The 16,264-nt window shown below is 65.1% G+C and carries 13 protein-coding genes and 1 pseudogene; 7 read left to right on the top strand and 7 right to left on the bottom strand.

Going from position 1 to position 16,264, the window contains the following annotated elements:
• Window positions 1-292 precede the first annotated feature (292 nt).
• On the top strand, window positions 293-655 hold the full coding sequence (locus tag EWV37_RS05350; protein WP_129700282.1) for a bifunctional 3-phenylpropionate/cinnamic acid dioxygenase ferredoxin subunit: 363 nt from the start codon (window positions 293-295) through the stop codon (window positions 653-655).
• 114 nt (window positions 656-769) lie between these two features.
• Complete coding sequence (locus tag EWV37_RS05345) at window positions 770-1,606, top strand: IclR family transcriptional regulator (protein ID WP_095797294.1); 837 nt, start codon at window positions 770-772, stop codon at window positions 1,604-1,606.
• Window positions 1,607-1,691: 85 nt separating this feature from the next.
• Here EWV37_RS05345 and purU read toward each other — a convergent pair whose 3' ends face one another.
• Genes purU through EWV37_RS05315 form a run of 6 tightly spaced genes read right to left on the bottom strand, consistent with a single transcriptional unit; the run spans window position 1,692 to window position 10,462 of the window.
• The gene (gene purU, locus EWV37_RS05340; RefSeq protein WP_129700280.1) at window positions 1,692-2,594 is read right to left on the bottom strand and encodes a formyltetrahydrofolate deformylase; all 903 of its coding nucleotides are present in this window, start codon (window positions 2,592-2,594) and stop codon (window positions 1,692-1,694) included.
• Window positions 2,594-3,403: a sarcosine oxidase subunit gamma gene (locus EWV37_RS05335; protein ID WP_129700278.1), complete on the bottom strand. Its 810-nt coding sequence runs from the start codon at window positions 3,401-3,403 to the stop codon at window positions 2,594-2,596. Before EWV37_RS05335 ends, purU begins: the two co-directional genes overlap by 1 nt.
• A complete protein-coding gene (locus tag EWV37_RS05330; RefSeq protein ID WP_129700276.1) occupies window positions 3,396-6,323 on the bottom strand; it encodes a sarcosine oxidase subunit alpha family protein in 2,928 nt (975 codons plus the stop codon). Before EWV37_RS05330 ends, EWV37_RS05335 begins: the two co-directional genes overlap by 8 nt.
• A complete protein-coding gene (locus tag EWV37_RS05325) occupies window positions 6,320-6,685 on the bottom strand; it encodes a sarcosine oxidase subunit delta (RefSeq protein ID WP_095797143.1) in 366 nt (121 codons plus the stop codon). The genes EWV37_RS05330 and EWV37_RS05325 overlap by 4 nt, the downstream gene beginning before the upstream one ends.
• A 16-nt stretch (window positions 6,686-6,701) precedes the next feature.
• Window positions 6,702-7,919, bottom strand: a complete 1,218-nt coding sequence (locus EWV37_RS05320; protein WP_129700274.1) for a sarcosine oxidase subunit beta family protein — start codon at window positions 7,917-7,919, stop codon at window positions 6,702-6,704.
• Between the two features lie 53 nt (window positions 7,920-7,972).
• Complete coding sequence (locus EWV37_RS05315; RefSeq protein WP_129700272.1) at window positions 7,973-10,462, bottom strand: GcvT family protein; 2,490 nt, start codon at window positions 10,460-10,462, stop codon at window positions 7,973-7,975.
• A gap of 110 nt (window positions 10,463-10,572) precedes the next feature.
• Between EWV37_RS05315 and EWV37_RS05310 the strand changes: the two genes are divergently transcribed.
• Window positions 10,573-11,250, top strand: coding sequence for a GntR family transcriptional regulator (locus tag EWV37_RS05310; protein WP_223285933.1), 678 nt, complete (start codon window positions 10,573-10,575; stop codon window positions 11,248-11,250).
• Between the two features lie 393 nt (window positions 11,251-11,643).
• Window positions 11,644-12,405, top strand: a complete 762-nt coding sequence (gene erm / locus EWV37_RS05305) for a 23S ribosomal RNA methyltransferase Erm (RefSeq protein WP_129700270.1) — start codon at window positions 11,644-11,646, stop codon at window positions 12,403-12,405.
• An 86-nt stretch (window positions 12,406-12,491) separates the two neighbouring features.
• On the opposite strand, the gene EWV37_RS05300 is transcribed toward erm, so the two are convergent.
• Window positions 12,492-14,420: a penicillin-binding transpeptidase domain-containing protein gene (locus EWV37_RS05300; RefSeq protein WP_165189268.1), complete on the bottom strand. Its 1,929-nt coding sequence runs from the start codon at window positions 14,418-14,420 to the stop codon at window positions 12,492-12,494.
• 88 nt (window positions 14,421-14,508) lie between these two features.
• Here EWV37_RS05300 and EWV37_RS15645 point away from each other — a divergent pair.
• From EWV37_RS15645 to EWV37_RS05290, 3 genes and pseudogenes are all read left to right on the top strand, one after another.
• Window positions 14,509-14,679, top strand: a pseudogene (locus EWV37_RS15645) (LysR family transcriptional regulator); the annotation flags it as partial.
• Window positions 14,680-14,700: 21 nt separating this feature from the next.
• A complete protein-coding gene (locus tag EWV37_RS05295; RefSeq protein WP_238663082.1) occupies window positions 14,701-15,339 on the top strand; it encodes a hypothetical protein in 639 nt (212 codons plus the stop codon).
• Window positions 15,336-16,211 (top strand): serine hydrolase, encoded by an 876-nt coding sequence (locus EWV37_RS05290; RefSeq protein WP_165189265.1) that lies wholly within the window; start codon window positions 15,336-15,338, stop codon window positions 16,209-16,211. Before EWV37_RS05295 ends, EWV37_RS05290 begins: the two co-directional genes overlap by 4 nt.
• Window positions 16,212-16,264 lie beyond the last annotated feature (53 nt).

Genomic DNA, 16,264 nt, shown 5'->3' with positions numbered 1-16,264 from the left:
CCGAGACCCAGGTTCCTCACGACGCGCATTACGCAACACACTTCGTAATGCGCTTAAGTGTGAAGCGGGTCACGGAAGGGTGTCAAGGGGTGTGGGGCATCCTTTACACACTGTTCACATCACAGTTGTCTCCCAAGTCCCAGGCCGATTTTTCACTGACCCAGCCCCCTTGACACTCCCCGACACCGGCTCGGAGAATGTTGCGTATTACGACATGAGTTGCGCCCCTCGCGATTTTGCTCACCGCGTGTTCGAGGCCCCTCATCCAGGACCCAGTGAAAGAACCACGCCCATGCACAAGGTCTGCCCCCTCTCCGATCTCGAACCCGGAGACGCCATCCGCGTCGAGACGACCCCGCCCATTGCGGTGTTCCACACCGAGGAGGGCAAGCTGTACGCCCTCGATGACACCTGCACCCACCAGGACGCCTCCCTGGCCGACGGCTGGGTCGAGGGATGCGAAGTGGAATGCCCGCTGCACGCGTCAAAATTCGACCTGCGCACGGGGCAGGTGGACGCGCCCCCGGCCAAGTTGCCCGTGCGGGCGCATCGGGTGGAGGTGATCGACGGCGTCATCATGGTCGAGGAGTCCAACGAACGCCCCAACCTGCCGCCCGGTCTCACCGTGAGCGGCCACGAAACTCAGGACGCGTAGGCCGGGTGGTCCCCCGGCCGGGCTTCGCTCGGCACTCGTCCATCGCTCGCAGCCGGTCGGCGTGGCCCGCTACCTCTCACGGCACGCAAAGGCGCGCTGACTAAGATGGCAGGCATGGCCTCCCCCGAAAAATCGTCGTCTCAGCCGTCCTCCACACCGGGGGATGCGGCAGCCAGCGACGGCGTGACTCCGGGCGGCGTCCAATCCGTGGACCGGGCCATCACCGTCCTGGAACTCCTGGGGCGGTTGGGCAACGCGAGTGTCGGCCAGGTGGCCGAGGAGCTCGGGGTCCATAAATCCACCGCGTCCCGGCTGATCAGCGCGCTGGAATCGCGCGACCTGGTGATGGCCAATCACGAGTGGGGCAAGTACGAACTCGGTTTCGGAATCCTGCGTCTGGCCCACGCCATCCCCGCTCGGTTGAGCCTGGTTGCCGAGGCCCAGAACGAGGTCCGGCGGCTCGCCGACGAATACCGCGAGACCGTCAATCTCGCCGTCCTGCGGGAGGGTGTAGCGGTCAATGTCGCCCAGGAAATCGGGCCGACGTCGCTCGGCACCCACGACTGGATCGGTAGCCTCACGCCCCTGCACGCCACCTCGAGCGGCAAGGTGCTGCTCGCGGCGCTGACGTCCGCAGAGCGCGCGGAGCTGATCAAGAAGGCCCGCCTCAAGTCCTACACGGCGCGCACCATCACCTCTCGCCGTCAGCTCGAACAGCAACTGATCGACGTCGCCGCGCAGGATTACGCCACTGTCCTGGAGGAACTCGAGATCGGCATCAACGCCATTGCCGTTCCCGTGCGGGACCACCTGGGCTCCGTAGTGGCCGCGGTCAGCATCTCCGGACCGGCCTTCCGCTTCACCGAGGACATCATGCTGGCTATGAGTGAGGACCTGAAAGCCGCCGGGCTGACCATCAGCCAACGCCTGGGCTACGACCCGCAGGGCTGATCCGGCTCGCTGGTCTCCGGAGCTTATCCCGTCTCACGCTCGTCCCGGCTCCCACTCACGCCGGCCGATTCTTCTTCCACTCCGCTCAGCGCAGCACCACGGTACTGAGGCCCTGCAGAATCACCCGTCCTTCGCAGTGCCATTTCACGGCATCGGACAGCGCCTTGCATTCGGTATCCCGGCCGGCGGCCACCAGATCCTCGGGTCCGAACGTGTGATCCACCTGCACGGTTTGCTGGGCAATGATCGGGCCCTCGTCGAGTTCGGCATTGACGTAGTGCGCGGTAGCTCCCACGGTTTTGACCCCGCGTTCGTACGCCTGGTGATAGGGCTTGGCACCCTTGAAGCTGGGCAGGAACGAGTGGTGAATGTTGATCACCCGCCCGGACATCCGCGTGGCCAGTGAATCGCTGAGCACCTGCATGTAACGGGCCAGGACCACCAGATCCACTTCGAAACGATCCACGAGTTCCAGCAGGTGAGCCTCGGCCTCGGGTTTCGTGTCCGGGGTGACGGGCACGTGGTAGAACGGGATGCCGTGCCACTCGACCAGTCGCTGGTGGTCCAGGTGGTTAGACACCACGGCCACGATGTCCACGGGCAACTCACCCGTGCGGCTGCGATAGAGCAGGTCATTGAGGCAGTGACCGAACTTCGAGACCATCACCAGCACCCGCCGCTTGGCCCCGTGCACATTGAGTTGCCAGTTCATCTCGAAGCGTTTCGCCACCGGTTCCAGGTCTTTATACAGCGCGTCGCGATCCAGGGTGCCCCCGGCCATCGGCGCCACGTGGACGCGCATGAAGAAATGTCCCCGCCGCCGGTCATCGAACTGCGTGAGCTCCACAATGTTGCACCCGTGATCCAGGAGTACCCCGCTCACCGCGTGCACGATTCCCAGGGTTTCGGGGCAGTCCAGCGTGAGCACCAATTCCGACGACGCCGCTCCGGGCACGTTGGTTTCTACGATTTCTGTTGGCGCGGTCATCACGCCACCTCCTGGGATGCGAATTCGGTCATGGCGTCCATCAGCCATTGGGCGATGTACACGGCGAAGGACGAGCGGGGCATGATCCGCCAGGTCTGTTCATCGGTCTGCCACAGCAAGACCTGCACGAGTCCCAGCGTGGTGGAGACCGCGGTGCCCGGCCCGAAGACCCGCGGGTGCAGATCCAACGGGCACCCCTTTTCGAGCACGGCACGGGCTGAGGGGCCGGACAGTTCCAGGGTGGTCCGGTTGGCCGAAAGGTCCACCACGTGCGACCGCTGCTTGTGGCCGGCCATGGCCCGACTCAGCTCTTGCGTCAGTGGATGCGTCGACAAGGTCGGGGCCGCCCCGAGATTTTCTTGATCGGCACCCCCGGCCGGCCCCGCGGCGCTGTCGGTCGCGGGACGGGAGGCGACCCCGCCTGCCAAGGCGACCCGAGCGGCGTCGGCGGGAGCGGCGGCGTCGTCGGGAAGTCCGCGACGTGCCCCGGGAGGGCCGATCTCAGCGGCCAGTGCATCGGGGCTGACCAGCAGAAACTCGTCGGGTCCCTGCCACAGGATCGCGGCGGTGTCGGTATCGCCGGTGACCTGTCCGTGGCCGGAGGGCAGTGGCAGGCCGACCACGGAGGTGACGTTTTGAGCGGCGTCGGAGCCGGGTTGGACCCTGATGCCCACCATGTTCAGGAACGGGATCTCGCGGAGGCGCACACCGCGTTCGCCGGTCACGCTTGCCTGGGCCATGAGATCGGTCAGGTCAGCCAGTGGACTGCGGCGCAGTGGGCGGATATCGGTCAGGATCTGCTCAGCCATCTCGATGCATCCCTTCGGGGTCGTAGAGCACGGGTTCGGCAATCACGACGTCCACCAGTGCACCGTCCAACGGCGCCTGAAGCTTTTCGCCGATCCGGTTGCGGCCGTTTTTCACCAGCGCGAGTCCAAAGGTTCGGTCGAGGGCGGCGCTGCGGTAGCTGGAGGTCACGTGACCCACCATGGGAACGGGCGCGTCCTGCGGAGTAATGGGCGTCCCCTGGTTCACCAATTGGGTGCCCTCCGGCAATCGGTAGGTGGTGTCCACGGGCAAAACCGCCACCAATTGCTTGCGGTTGGGGCTGGTCGCACTGGGCCGGTCGTAGGAGCGTTTGCCGATGAAGTCCTTGGTTTTGGACACCACCCAGTCCATGCCCAGGTCCTGGGGTGTGACGGTGCCGTCGGTGTCCTGACCCACGATCGGGAACGCCTTCTCCGCGCGCAGCACGTGCATGGTTTCGGTGCCGTAGGGGGTGATCCCCAACTCAGCCCCGGCTTCAGCCACCGATTCCCACACGGACATCCCGTACCAAGAGGCCACGTTGATCTCGAAGGCCAGCTCGCCCGAGAAGGAGATCCGGCAGATCCTCGCCGGAATCCCTGAAGCCAGGATCGTTTCGCGGAAGGCCATGAACGGGAACGCCTCGGCGGAGACATCCAGCTCAGGGGCCAGCTTGGCGATCACCGCCCGGGACTTCGGCCCGACCACGGCCACGGTCGTGTACTGCTCGGTGACCGATGTGAACATGACGTCCAGCTCCGGCCATTCGGTTTGGGACCATTCCTCGAGCCATTCCAGCACCTTGGCCGCCCCGCCGGTGGTCGTGGTCATCAGGTAGCGATCATCGTCCAGGCGCAGAGTCACGCCGTCGTCAAAAACCATGCCGTCCGGGGTACACATCACCCCGTAGCGCCCCATCCCGGGCTTCAGTTTTTTGAACGCGTTGGTGTAGACGCGGTTGAGGAACTCCCCGGCATCCGTCCCGCGGATCTCGATCTTGCCCAGCGTGGTCGCATCCATGAACGCGACCCCGGTGCGGGCGGCGGTGCACTCGCGCAGCACGGCCGCGTCCATGTCCTCGCCGGGTTGGGGGTAGTACCAGGGGCGCTTCCATTGCCCCACGTCCTCGAACTCCGCCCCGTGCGCCACGTGCCAGGGGTGGACCGACGTCACGCGCGCGGGATCGAAGAGTTCGCCGCGGCGTCGTCCAGCGAGCGCGGTGAAGGCGACCGGGGTATAGGGCGCGCGGTAGGTGGTGGTGCCGATCCCGCCCACATCCGGGTCCTGCAGGGCGGCGGCGATCACGCCGATCGCGTTGACGCCGCTGGTCTTGCCCTGGTCATTGGCGGTGCTGATGGAGGTGTAGCGCTTCACGTGTTCCACCGACCGCATGCCCGCGCCCGTAGAGCGCAGCACGTCGGCCACGGTCTGGTCGCGTTGGAAATCCACGAAGTGGTTCGTCCAGTCGGTCTCGTGTCCCGCGGGCGAGGGGACCAACCACAGCGGGCGGGCGGCGCCGAACGTTTCCGGGGCGGCGTTCGGCTCTTGTGCCGTGGTTTCGAAGCCTGCCCGGCGCGCGGCCTCCGCACCCGCGCGGGCGCCCTCGGCGAGGCACCCGGCCAGGTCGAGAGTGCCGTTGAGCGCGCCTACCGTTTGCTGGTCACGCACCGGCGCGGCGGGGACGAAGCCGGCCAGGTCATCGTCCCAGCGCAGTGCTCCCTGGCGTTGACTGTGCAAATGCACCACGGGACTCCACCCTCCGGACACGGCCAACAGGTCCGCGTCTAGTTCGACGAGTGCCTCGCCGGTCGGCAAGCCGGTCTCATCGATCGCGCTGACGGACACACCGCTCAGGCGGCCGCCCTCCCCGTCGCCTCGGGTGGTGACGACGGCGCTCCCGGCCATGATCGGCACGCCGGCCTTGGCAGCGAGGTCGCGAGCGGCGTCGCCAATCTCGCCGACGTCGCCGCGAGAGTCGACCACCGCGCTCACCTCGATGCCCGCCGAGACCAAGTCGGCCACGAGTGGGTAGGCAGAATCATTGGTCATGGCGACCACCGCGCGGGTGCCTGCGGCCACTGCCCAGCGGTTGAGGTAACTGCGCACGGCGGAGGCGAGCATGATGCCGGGGCGGTCGTTGTTGTCGAACACGATGGGCCGCTCGTGAGCGCCGGTCGCCAGCACGACCTGCCCCGCGCGGACGTGCCAGATCCGCTCGCGCGAGACCCCCGGGGCAGGCGTTACGCCCAGGTGATCGGTCCGGCGTTGAACGGCCACCACGTAGTTACTGTCGTAGCTGCCGAAGGCCGTGGTGCGCTGCAGAACGGTGACCTCCGGCTCCCCCGCCAACTCCGCGACGGTGGCCTCGACCCAGGAACGGGCGGGAACGCCGTCGACCTGCTCATCGCTGGCCGAAAGCAACGAGCCGCCGGCGGCGGGCTGTTCGTCCATGAGGATCACCCGCGCACCGGAGCGGGCCGCCTCTCGGGCGGCGGACAGACCGGCGGGGCCGGCCCCGATCACGACCACGTCGGTGTGCGCGTACTTGTGGTCGTAGTAGGCGTGATCGGTGGCCGGATCCAGCTGGCCCATCCCCCGCAGGTAGCTGGCGGACAGACCGTCGGTGAGCTCGACCGTGGTGGCCGGAAGCATCGACTCGGCCACGTCCACCGGAGTGCGCGCGGCGATCTTGACCAGCGCGTTGGGCTCCTCGACCCCGGAGGCCATGATGCCCCGCGGCCGACCCAGGTACATCGAGTCGCCACAGCTGATGCGGCCTGCAGCCAGCAGCGCAGAGGCCAGGGTGTCCCCCGCGTATCCGGTGAATTCTTGGCCGTCCACGGTGAACCGCACGGGCCGGGTGCGGTCGATGCCGGGCGCGGCCACGCGATCGTCGGGCAGCCGGAATGGTTGGGCGCTCATGAGGTGCCCCCTGTCGGGGTGGTGCTTGAGGTGCCAGTGGTGGAGGTGCTTGAGGTGGTGCTTGTGGTGGTCTGGGCCGGATGGTCGTCGAGGGAGGGGCGGGGATCACCGACCCGGTAGACGGCCTTGACCTCGTACGTCACGGTGTCCCGCACGGCGTTGAACCAGCGGCGACAACCGGCGGAATGGACCCAGCGTTCGGCGATCAGACCCTTGGGGTTGCTGCGGTAGAACAGGTACTCCGCCCACTGCTGGTCGGTGAGCTGGAAAGGATCCTGCGGGTAGGGCACGTGAGCTTCCCCGCCGTAGTGGTACTCGGTTTCGTTGCGTGGCCCGCAGTGTGGGCATTCGATCAACAACATATCGCGGCCTCCTTGCCTAGTGCGCCACGGCTGCGGCGCCGTGCTCGTCGATCAGGGCCCCGGTCTCGAACCGCTCCAACGAGAAGGGTTCGTTGAGGGGGTGGGGTTGGTCCGTGGCGATGGTGTGGGCGAAGGCGAAGCCGGCCCCCGGGGTGCCCTTGAAACCGCCGGTGCCCCACCCGCAATTGACGTAGAGCTGATCCACCGGGGTCTTGGACACAATCGGCGAGGCGTCCAGGGTGACGTCCACGATCCCGCCCCACGTGCGTAGGACGTGGGCGCGCGCGAAGATCGGGAACAGCTCCACGGCCGCGGCCATTTGCTGTTCGATCACGTGGAACGCACCGCGCTGACCGTAGCCGTTATAGGCATCCACTCCCGCGCCCATCACCAGCTCACCCTTGTGCGCCTGAGAGACGTAGACGTGCACGTGGTTGGACATCACCACCGTGGGGTGCACCTGTTCGTGCAGCTCCGAGACCAACGCCTGGAGTGGATGGGACTGGATCGGTAAGCGGAACCCGGCCAACTCGGCCAACACTGAGGAGTGCCCGGCACCGCACAGTCCCACCTTGCCCGCGTTGATCCGACCGCGGCTGGTCTCCACGGCAACCACCCGGCCACCGTCCTGGACGAAGCCGGTGACGGCGCAGTTCTGGATGATGTCCACGCCCAACTCGTCGCATTTGCGGGCGAAGGCCCAGGCCACGTGGTCATGCTTGGCGATGCCGGCCCGGGGTTGGTAGGTCGCGCCCATGATCGGATACCGGATGTCGTCGCCGATGTTGATGATGGGGCACAGTTCCTTGACCTGCTCCGGTTCGATCCACTCCGCATCGATGCCGTTGAGCTTGTTCGCGTTGACCCGCCGCACGCTTTCGCGCACATCCTGCAGCGTGTGGGCCAGATTCATGACCCCGCGCTGGGAGAACAGGAAGTCGTAGTCGAGCTCCTCCGGTAGGCCCTCCCACAGCTTGAGCGAATGCTCGTAAATGGCCGCGGACTCATCCCACAGGTAGTTGGACCGGATGATCGTGGTGTTGCGGGCCATGTTCCCGCCCGCCAACCAGCCCCGCTCCAGCACGGCCACGTTGGTGATGCCGTGCCGCGAGGCTAGGTAGTACGCGGTGGCCAGGCCGTGGCCTCCACCGCCCACGATCACCACGTCATAGGAGGACTTCGGCTCCGGGTTGTGCCAGAGGAAGTCGGGGTGTTCGGGAAGAAGATCGGCCATGTCAGCCCCTTCGGTTTTCTGATGTCTCAGACGCGGTGCGTGTGGTGAGGTGCTCAGCCGCGCAGTCGGGTCATTTCCGGGTCGAAGAGCGGGTCTGCCGTGACGGTGGCGGGAATGCGGGTGCCGAAGTAGTCGATCTCCACTTCATCCCCGAGCTGCACCGAGGAGGGCAGGTAGGAATAGGCGATCGGCTTGCCGAGCGTAAAACCGTAGGCGGCGCTGGTGACGTAACCGACCGGCTTGCCGTCGTGGAAGACCGGCTCCTTGCCCAGCACGATGGACTGTGTCCGGTTGATGACCAGGCACCGCAGCCGCCGGTCCACGGTCTCCTCGGTGAGTCCCTCCAGGGCATCCTTGCCGACGAAGAATTCCTTGTCGGGCCGCACGGCGAAGGCCAGGCCGGCCTCGTACGGGTTGTGCTCGGTGGTCATGTCCGTACCCCAGGAGCGGTAGCCCTTTTCCAAGCGGAGGGAGGAGAACGCTGCCCGTCCCGCCGGGATGATTCCGTGAGCCTGACCGGCCTCCCACAGCACGTCCCACAGCCGCTGCCCGTTGTCCGCGCTGGTGTAGATCTCCCAGCCGAGTTCTCCCACGTAGGACAGTCGCATGGCGGTCACGGGGACCCCGCCGATGCGCGCCTTCTTGGCGCGGAAGTACCGCAGGGCATCGTTCGAGAAGTCGTCGTGGCTGGCTGCCGTGATCACTTCACGGGCCAGCGGCCCCCACAGACCGATGCAGCAGGTCCCGCCGGTGGTATCCCGGACCTGAACCCACCCGCCGGGCGTAGCGCCGTCGGTCTGGGCCTTGGCCTCGCGCGTGAGGTAGGCCAGGTCGATATTGCCGTTCGCCCCGATCTGGAACAGGTTCTCCTCCAAACGGGCGACCGTGATGTCACTGCGGATCCCGCCCTGGTCGTCCAGGAGCAGCGTGTAGGTGACAGCGCCGGGCTTTTTGTCCAGGTTGTTGGTGCTCAACCGCTGCAGGAGAGTCAGGGCGCCGGGGCCGGAAACTTCCAGTCGCTTGAGCGGTGTCATGTCGTACATGGCCACGGCGGTGCGGGTCTTCCAGGCCTCGACCGCGGCAATCGGCGAGTGGAACATTTGCGACCAGGCGTCGCGAGCCGGTGGGCGCCAGTCGGTGGGAAGATCCTTGAGCAAGCGGGCGTTGGACTCGAACCAGTAGGGACGTTCCCAGCCGCCGGACTCCAGGAAGTACGCCCCGAGAGCCTTCTGGCGTGCGTGGAAGGGGGTGACCCGCAGATCCCTGGGTGACAGACGCGGCTGCAGCGGGTGGAGCACGTCGTAGATCTCCACGAAGTTCTGCTGCGAGGTTTCGCTGACGTAGGAGGGGCTGAGTTGGATCTCCTCGAAGCGGTTCACATCGCATTCGCCCAGGTCCGTTTCCGAACGACCGGTGGTGATCAACTCCGCCATGGCCTTGGCGACTCCGGCCGAGTGCGTGACCCACACGGCCTCTGCAATGTAGAAACCATCCACCTCCGAGGACTCCCCCATGAGGGGTCCGCCGTCAGGGGTGAAGGAGAAGATGCCGTTGAAACCGTCCTCAATCTCGCTGTCGCGCAGTCCGGGCAGGAGCTGTTGAGATGCTTCCCACGAGGGGATGAAGTCATCGGGTGTGAACTCCAGGCGGGAGGGCATGTGGCGCTCGCTGATGTCATTCGGGGCATATTCGCCCAGGTCATCCGGGTCCACGGGCATGGGCCGGTGGGCGTAGGAACCGATGCCGTAGCGATCACCGTGCTCGCGGTAGTAGAGGTCCTGGTCCTGGAAGCGGAGGATCGGCAGGCCGGCACCGTTGGGCTGTTCATTGCGGCCCTCGAGATCTGGGACCGGAGTGGTCTTCACGTACTGGTGGGCCAGGGGCAGCAGGGGCACATCCATGCCCACCATCCGGCCGATTTTTGGGCCCCAGAACCCGGCGCAAGAGACGACGATGTCTGCCGGAACGACGTCGTCCGTGGTGCGCACGCCGGTGACCCGACCGCCGGACTGTTCGATGTCCACGACCTCGGTGGAGCCGCGGTAGGTGACCCCGGCCTCGGTGGTGCGTTGGATCAGAAGTTGGACGGCGCGGGCCGCGAGCGCCAGGCCGTCGGTCGGGACGTGCAGGCCGCCCAGCACGAGCTCCTCGTTGAGCAGGGGGTAGAGCGCCTTGCATTCGGCGGAGTCCAGCAGCCGGCCTTCGAGTCCCCAGGAGGTCGCGTAGCCAAGCCGACGATGCAGGTCAGCCCAGCGGGTTTCGGTGGTGGCCACTTCCAGCCCGCCCACCTGGTTGAAGCAGGAGGCGCCGTCCTTCTGAAGGTCCTTGAGCTTACTCGCCGTGTAATCGGCGAACCGGGTCATGGTCTTGGAAGGGTTCGTCTGGAACACCAACCCGGGCGCGTGCGACGTGGATCCGCCAGGCATGTTCAGGGGGCCTTGGTCGAGAACCGTGATGTTGTCCCAGCCTCGGGCAACAAGTTCGTCCGCCAGGTTCGTGCCGACAATGCCTGCTCCGATAATGACGATGCGCGGTGTGGACATGTGGCACTCCTGACCTGAACAACTTATATATTAGAGTTTCATGTAGCGTAGATAACACTTGTTCACCGGTCAAGGGTGCACTGAAAATCACTGTGGGAGGTCCGGCGGACGTGAGCATTACGGGTACGGAGCAATCGGCATCCAAGCGATCTTCGCTGGCCGACACGGCCTACGAGGCCCTGCGCCAGCAGCTACTCACGCTGGAGATCCGCCCCGGCGACCCGTTGAACGACGCCGCCCTGGCCGAGGGCTTGGGCATGGGCCGAACACCGGTGCGCGAGGCTCTGAAAAGGCTCGAAGCCGACAAGCTGGTGGTGAGTTACCCCAAGCGAGGTACTTTTGCCACGCGAGTGGAAATCACCGATCTGGTCTATGTCTCGGAAATCAGGATGCAGCTGGAGCCGATGGCCGCCTCCCGGGCTGCGCGCGTGGCAACCGCGGCTACGCGGTCGGAGCTTGTGGACATTCAGGAGCAGCTTCGCGGTTTCGATATCGAGCACGCCAGCGTCACGGAAATCCTGACCTGCGACTCCATGGTGCACCGGGCCGTCTACCGGGCCGCGGGTAATCCTTATCTTGAGGACACTCTGATCCGCTACAACAATCTGGCCACCCGCATCTGGTGCATGGTGATCGATCGATTGCCCCGATTGACGGAGCATGTTCAGGAGCACGTGCAACTGCTGCAAGAGATCATCGACGGCAACGAAGAACAGGCCTCTGCTCTGGCTCGCCGGCACGTCGAAGGATTCGAAGCGGCTGTGCGTTCAGCGTTGTTCGCTGCCTGACCTAAGTCTCGCTGGCGCCCGACGGAATAGCTGGGATCACCCGCGCCGGTAGGTCACCAACAGCACCCCGGCGGGCAACGTGGCGCTATCGACGAGGTGGCGCATGCAGAGTTCCAACCACTACAGGTGGCCTGGTGCACCCAATGTACGCCTAGCACGTGACACCGACTATTGGTACAGTTCCGGCCGTGGGAACGATAGTCACTGCGCCCGTGATGGGGCGCTTCTTCACGTACCGCGACCGCCGTTACTGACGGCGCGATCGCCCTTTTGCGCTAGAGCGCGCCGTCACCACCGAGATGCCCTGCACCTCGGTGGGGCCACTTCGGTCACTCCGTTTCGTGATCCCACACCCACCGAGGTGCTCCACACTCTTTTCGATGGAGCGCACTCATGTCTCGTTCTCAATTCGGCGGCCGTCACGAACTCGGCCAGAATTTTCTCACCCATAAACCGACCATCAGCCACATCATTGGCCTGGTTGCCCAAACGCAGGGGCCCATCCTGGAAATCGGTGCCGGCGACGGCGCGCTGACCCGCCGTTTGGCCACACTGGACCGGCCTCTCACCGCGATCGACATTGATGAGCACCGCGTCCGGACATTACGTAACAGACTGCCGGGCGTTCAGGTTGAACACGCTGACGCCATGATCTACCCCCTGACTACATCCGTTGTGGTCGGCAACATCCCCTTCCACCTGACTACGCCATTGCTTCGTCGCGTGCTCAGCAGCCATGAATGGCACCGGACCATTCTTCTGACCCAGTGGGAAGTGGCCCGTAAACGCGCCGGCGTGGGTGGGGGCACCATGATGACGGCGCAGTCCTCACCGTGGTACGAGTTCTCTTTGCGAGGGCGTGTTCCTGCGTGGGGATTCTCGCCCCAGCCCACTGTGGACGGAGGGATCCTGGAGATCATTCGCCGTGGACCGCCGCTAATCCCAGCCACTCAGAAGGAGGCCTACGAGCGTTTTGTGAAGGCGGTCTTTACGGGTCGTGGAAGAACCCTGACACAAATCATCCAGAATGCGTGGCGGAATGACCGCGGTCGGGTGAAGTCGGCGCTCGTAACAGCGCGCGTGCCACAGGGGGCGTTGCCCCGGGATCTCACGGCGGAACAATGGGCTGCACTGTGGAAGCAACTCAACGCCTAGGGAAGTTCAGCTCGCCACAGCGCCCGGTCACCCGCTGTAACGGGGTCTCGTTCCACATCATCCAGGTACGAGACCCCATCAGCGGATTACCGCGCCTCGTACGCCGCATCCAGGAACTCCTTGGCCAGCGGCGCACCGGTGACGGAACCGTAGTCCCCGTCCTCGATAAACACGGAGAACGCGAGGTCGCCCTGCGCCACGATCACCCATGAATGAGTCCGAGGAAAACCACCCCGGGCAGGGTCAGGTTTACCGAACTCCGCGGTGCCGGTCTTGCCCAGGACCTCTCCGCCCGGGTGGTTGTTCAGTCGGTCGAGGTGCCCTTCTGTGACCACGGCGCGCATGAGTTCTCGGAGTTGTTCCGCTTCCTGTTCGGTCGGATCCGATGGCAGCTCTCGGGCGGGTTTCTCTTCGGGCACCAGCTGCGGACACACCGCACGCCCCCGAACCACGCTCGCGGCAAAAACCGCCATGCCCAGCGGAGAGGTCTGAATCCTGCCCTGGCCAATCATCGACGCCGCATGCTCGGTGCCTGCATCGTCGCGCGGAATGTTGCCCGAGTACGCGGGAATACCGATATCCCAATCCGCCCCAATGCCCAGTGCTTCGCCGGCGGTGGCGAGATCCCCCTGACTCACGGAATCGTGTTTGTCGATCAACGCGGTATTGCAACTCTGCGCGATCGCCTCCCGGAGAGAAATGTCGCCCAGATGATCCGGCAGGTAGGTTCCTGCGTTCTTGAAAGTCTGGCCATCCACGGTGATGGACTCCGAGCACTGCACAGTGGATTGAGGCGAGTCACCGTGACGAAGCATCGCGAGCGCCGTCGCAATCTTGAAAGTGGACCCCGGCGCGTACTGGCCGATCGTGGCGGTCGGGTACGCGTTGTCCTCCGGACCGGAGGCCGCCGCGAGAATGTCGCCGGTAGAGGGTTGCACCGCCACGATTGCGCTGGGGCTGTCGGTGTTCTTGATGATGCGTTCGGCCGCCTTTTGCAGATCCACATCGATAGTCGTTCTGAGGGGTGTCTCCTCGGGCATCTTTTGTTCCCATAACGGCCCCTGGGACATCGGCGGTGCGGAGCCGTCCAGTTCCCGGATCGTCACCCGGAACGACGGCGCCGCGCGAAGTTTTTCGTCGAAGGCCTCTTGGAGCCCTCCCGCACCGATCCATTCGGCATCTTTTACCGCGTCACCCCGCGTCTCAATGTCCTCCGCGGACGGTTGGCGCACCGTTCCCAACACCGCGGTGGCGAAACCGCGGTCGAGCGAAAGCGGCATGGTGGTGGTCATTGCCTCATAGCCGGTAATGGTCTTCAGCGCCGCAGAGTCCAGCTTGAGGAAATCTGACCGTCGCAACGTCAGGGCATCGACGAACGCTTCCGGGCCGTAGGCAGCGACCTTCTCCTGATAACCCTCGGGGTCGATATCGAGTACAGCGGCGAGCTTCTTAGCGGACGCCGCGGCCTGCTCATCCGTCAAGCCCTCCTTGTTGATCCCGGGGAGGTGAACGTGCTGGTTGGACACCAGAGCGACGTCGTTCTGGCCAAGTATTCGCGCGCGCTCACCAGGAATGGTGGCCAAGGCCAAGCCCTGCCCCTCCTCAAGTTCGGGGTGCAGGATCGAATCCTCCCACCGAACCCGCCACTCACCGTCAATCTTCACGAGCTGCGCTTGCGACTCATAACTCCATGACTGCCCCGGGTCGAACGACGGCCAGGTGAAACCGAGCCGCGCGCTCGCCCCTTCATCGCTTTCATCCGCCCCAAGGACTTCAACGTTCGGGCGCTGTGAGCCCTTCATCCGCTCAGCCAGGAACGCTCGAGTGTCCGGAGGGGTCGACACCATGGGCACCCCCGCGATATCGCCCTCGTGCAGCGCCGTGGCCAACTGATCCGCAACCGTGGTGGGGCTAGCTGATCGCGCTGCAGAACAAGAACTGAGCATCGCGGCGGATACGGTTGCAAGCCCCAGCCCGGACCATGTGAGGAAGGTTCGTCGGTTGGTGGATTCCATGCTTCTGAACCTAGGATCCGCCGCCTCCATAGGTCCAATATGATGAGTGGCCAATATCCATAAGTAAGGAGTTATCGTGGCGGTCAATATGACTCGGCTCGCTTCGTGTTTCGTGGCGGTGAGTGAGCACCTGCATTTCGGTCGCGCAGCGGAGCAACTTGGGATGAGTCAACCAGCGTTGTCGCAGGCCATTCGACAGCTTGAAACCGTGCTGAGATGCCAACTGTTCATTCGATCTGGCTCCGGCGTGACTCTCACCCGAGATGGCGAGACGGCTCTGATGCGAGCTCGCACTCTGATCAGGGCCGAGCAGGACTTCGTGGCCACCCGCGATCGAGCGGTTCCGTTGCTCGGGATCGCCCACGAGGTTCCCCAAGAGTTTGCTCTTGCACTCATTCAACGGCTGCAACCAGTGACCGCCGTGCGCGGCTCGAGCGCCCAGTGCCTAGCGGACGTGCGTTCGGGAGCGTTGGCCGCCGGCGTCGTCGTCACCCCGGCCCTGTTCACCGGTGTGAAGCCGCTGGTTGGCGCAGCAGCGCAGGTGACGCTGTGGACTACCCGGCGCGGGGGCGCCATCACCACGGCCGCACAGTTGCGCACGGCGGCGGGGCCAGAACTTGGCGTTTCACCGCGTCGCTGGAACACTGCCGTGGCGCAAGAAGTCCAGGACGGTGTGCATCGTGCCGGGGCCGCGGCAGCCCTCACCGAAGTCGAGGACGATGTGGCCGCGTTCAATGTCATCGCCCGAGGCGGGTGCGTGCTCAACCTGGGCCGCGAGGTTCCCGGGTGCACAGGTCGGCGCGTTGATTCCGCCCTGCTACGGGCTGGATTTCAGCTCGTTGTTCAGCCCACCATTCGGGACGACGCTGGATGGGCGGAAGCCTTCACCGCGGTATTCGACCACCAGGATCACTCATGACGTGGCTCGAGGACTCACTGGAACAGATCGCCGACGACGCCGCTGTCGAGTTCACCGTCAGCGCCCGTCACCTTGGCACCGGAACACGGTTCGACGTGCGCGCCGATGTTCCCTGGACTGCGGGTTCCACGTACAAGCTCATCGTGGCGGCGGCCTGGCTGGAGGCGACCGCGGAGGGGATCGTGGATCCGCGCCGCCGAATACTGGTCGACGAACACGTCCGCCGGGACGGGCCGACGGGACTCTCGCTCAGCGATGATCCTGTGGAACTCAGCTACCGGGATCTGGTGCGGTCCATGCTGATCGTCTCGGACAACACGGCAGCCCACTGGATCTGGTCCGATCTAGGGGCCGAGTACATCCAGGAGAAACTGAACACCTGGGGCGCCGATGCCACAAGCATCGTCGACACCGGGCGGCAGGACTTCTCCCGCAGGGAACTGACGACAGGCGACGATCTCTGGCCCAATGAATTGGAAATGTTCACGTCAGAGAAGACCGACCTGCAGCTCTTCAGCGTCACCTCCGCCTCTGACCTGCGCTCAATTCTGGAGCGGCTGTGGACCAATCAGCTTGCGACTCCGGAGCTCTGCTCCTGGATGCGGGCCGTCCTGGGGCAGCAGCTCTTTCGACATCGGTTGGCGAGCGGGTTCGATTACGACGGCGTGGAGGTTGCCGGCAAGACCGGCACTTGGGGGCCGTACCGCCATGAAGCGGGCGCGGTCACCCATCCCGGTGAGCCTCCGGTGATCATCAGTGTGATGACCCGCTCCGCACGCGCTGCCCAGCAGCAGCCCCTCGCTCATGCTGCCGTGGGCCACATCGCGGCCGTGATCGTTCAGGCGATGAGGCAGGGGTGGACAGGGGAGTAATCGCGGGCCCTGGGGCGGCCCTTGATCCCGCCCCGCGCTCGTTCGGTGAGGCC

The organism is Kocuria carniphila, assembly GCF_004136555.1.
GTDB lineage: Bacteria > Actinomycetota > Actinomycetes > Actinomycetales > Micrococcaceae > Kocuria > Kocuria carniphila.
The sequence above is the reverse complement of the archived record's forward strand: the minus strand, read 5'-3'. Positions and strand labels throughout refer to the sequence as shown.

Bases quoted from the DNA above. Each gene is read 5' to 3' on its own strand.
- EWV37_RS05350 (WP_129700282.1), top strand. From the start codon at position 293: ATGCACAAGGTCTGCCCCCTCTCCGATCTCGAACCCGGAGACGCCATC.
- EWV37_RS05345 (WP_095797294.1), top strand. From the start codon at position 770: ATGGCCTCCCCCGAAAAATCGTCGTCTCAGCCGTCCTCCACACCGGGG.
- purU (WP_129700280.1), bottom strand. From the start codon at position 2,594: ATGACCGCGCCAACAGAAATCGTAGAAACCAACGTGCCCGGAGCGGCG.
- EWV37_RS05335 (WP_129700278.1), bottom strand. From the start codon at position 3,403: ATGGCTGAGCAGATCCTGACCGATATCCGCCCACTGCGCCGCAGTCCA.
- EWV37_RS05330 (WP_129700276.1), bottom strand. From the start codon at position 6,323: ATGAGCGCCCAACCATTCCGGCTGCCCGACGATCGCGTGGCCGCGCCC.
- EWV37_RS05325 (WP_095797143.1), bottom strand. From the start codon at position 6,685: ATGTTGTTGATCGAATGCCCACACTGCGGGCCACGCAACGAAACCGAG.
- EWV37_RS05320 (WP_129700274.1), bottom strand. From the start codon at position 7,919: ATGGCCGATCTTCTTCCCGAACACCCCGACTTCCTCTGGCACAACCCG.
- EWV37_RS05315 (WP_129700272.1), bottom strand. From the start codon at position 10,462: ATGTCCACACCGCGCATCGTCATTATCGGAGCAGGCATTGTCGGCACG.
- erm (WP_129700270.1), top strand. From the start codon at position 11,644: ATGTCTCGTTCTCAATTCGGCGGCCGTCACGAACTCGGCCAGAATTTT.
- EWV37_RS05300 (WP_165189268.1), bottom strand. From the start codon at position 14,420: ATGGAATCCACCAACCGACGAACCTTCCTCACATGGTCCGGGCTGGGG.
- EWV37_RS05295 (WP_238663082.1), top strand. From the start codon at position 14,701: ATGCGAGCTCGCACTCTGATCAGGGCCGAGCAGGACTTCGTGGCCACC.
- EWV37_RS05290 (WP_165189265.1), top strand. From the start codon at position 15,336: ATGACGTGGCTCGAGGACTCACTGGAACAGATCGCCGACGACGCCGCT.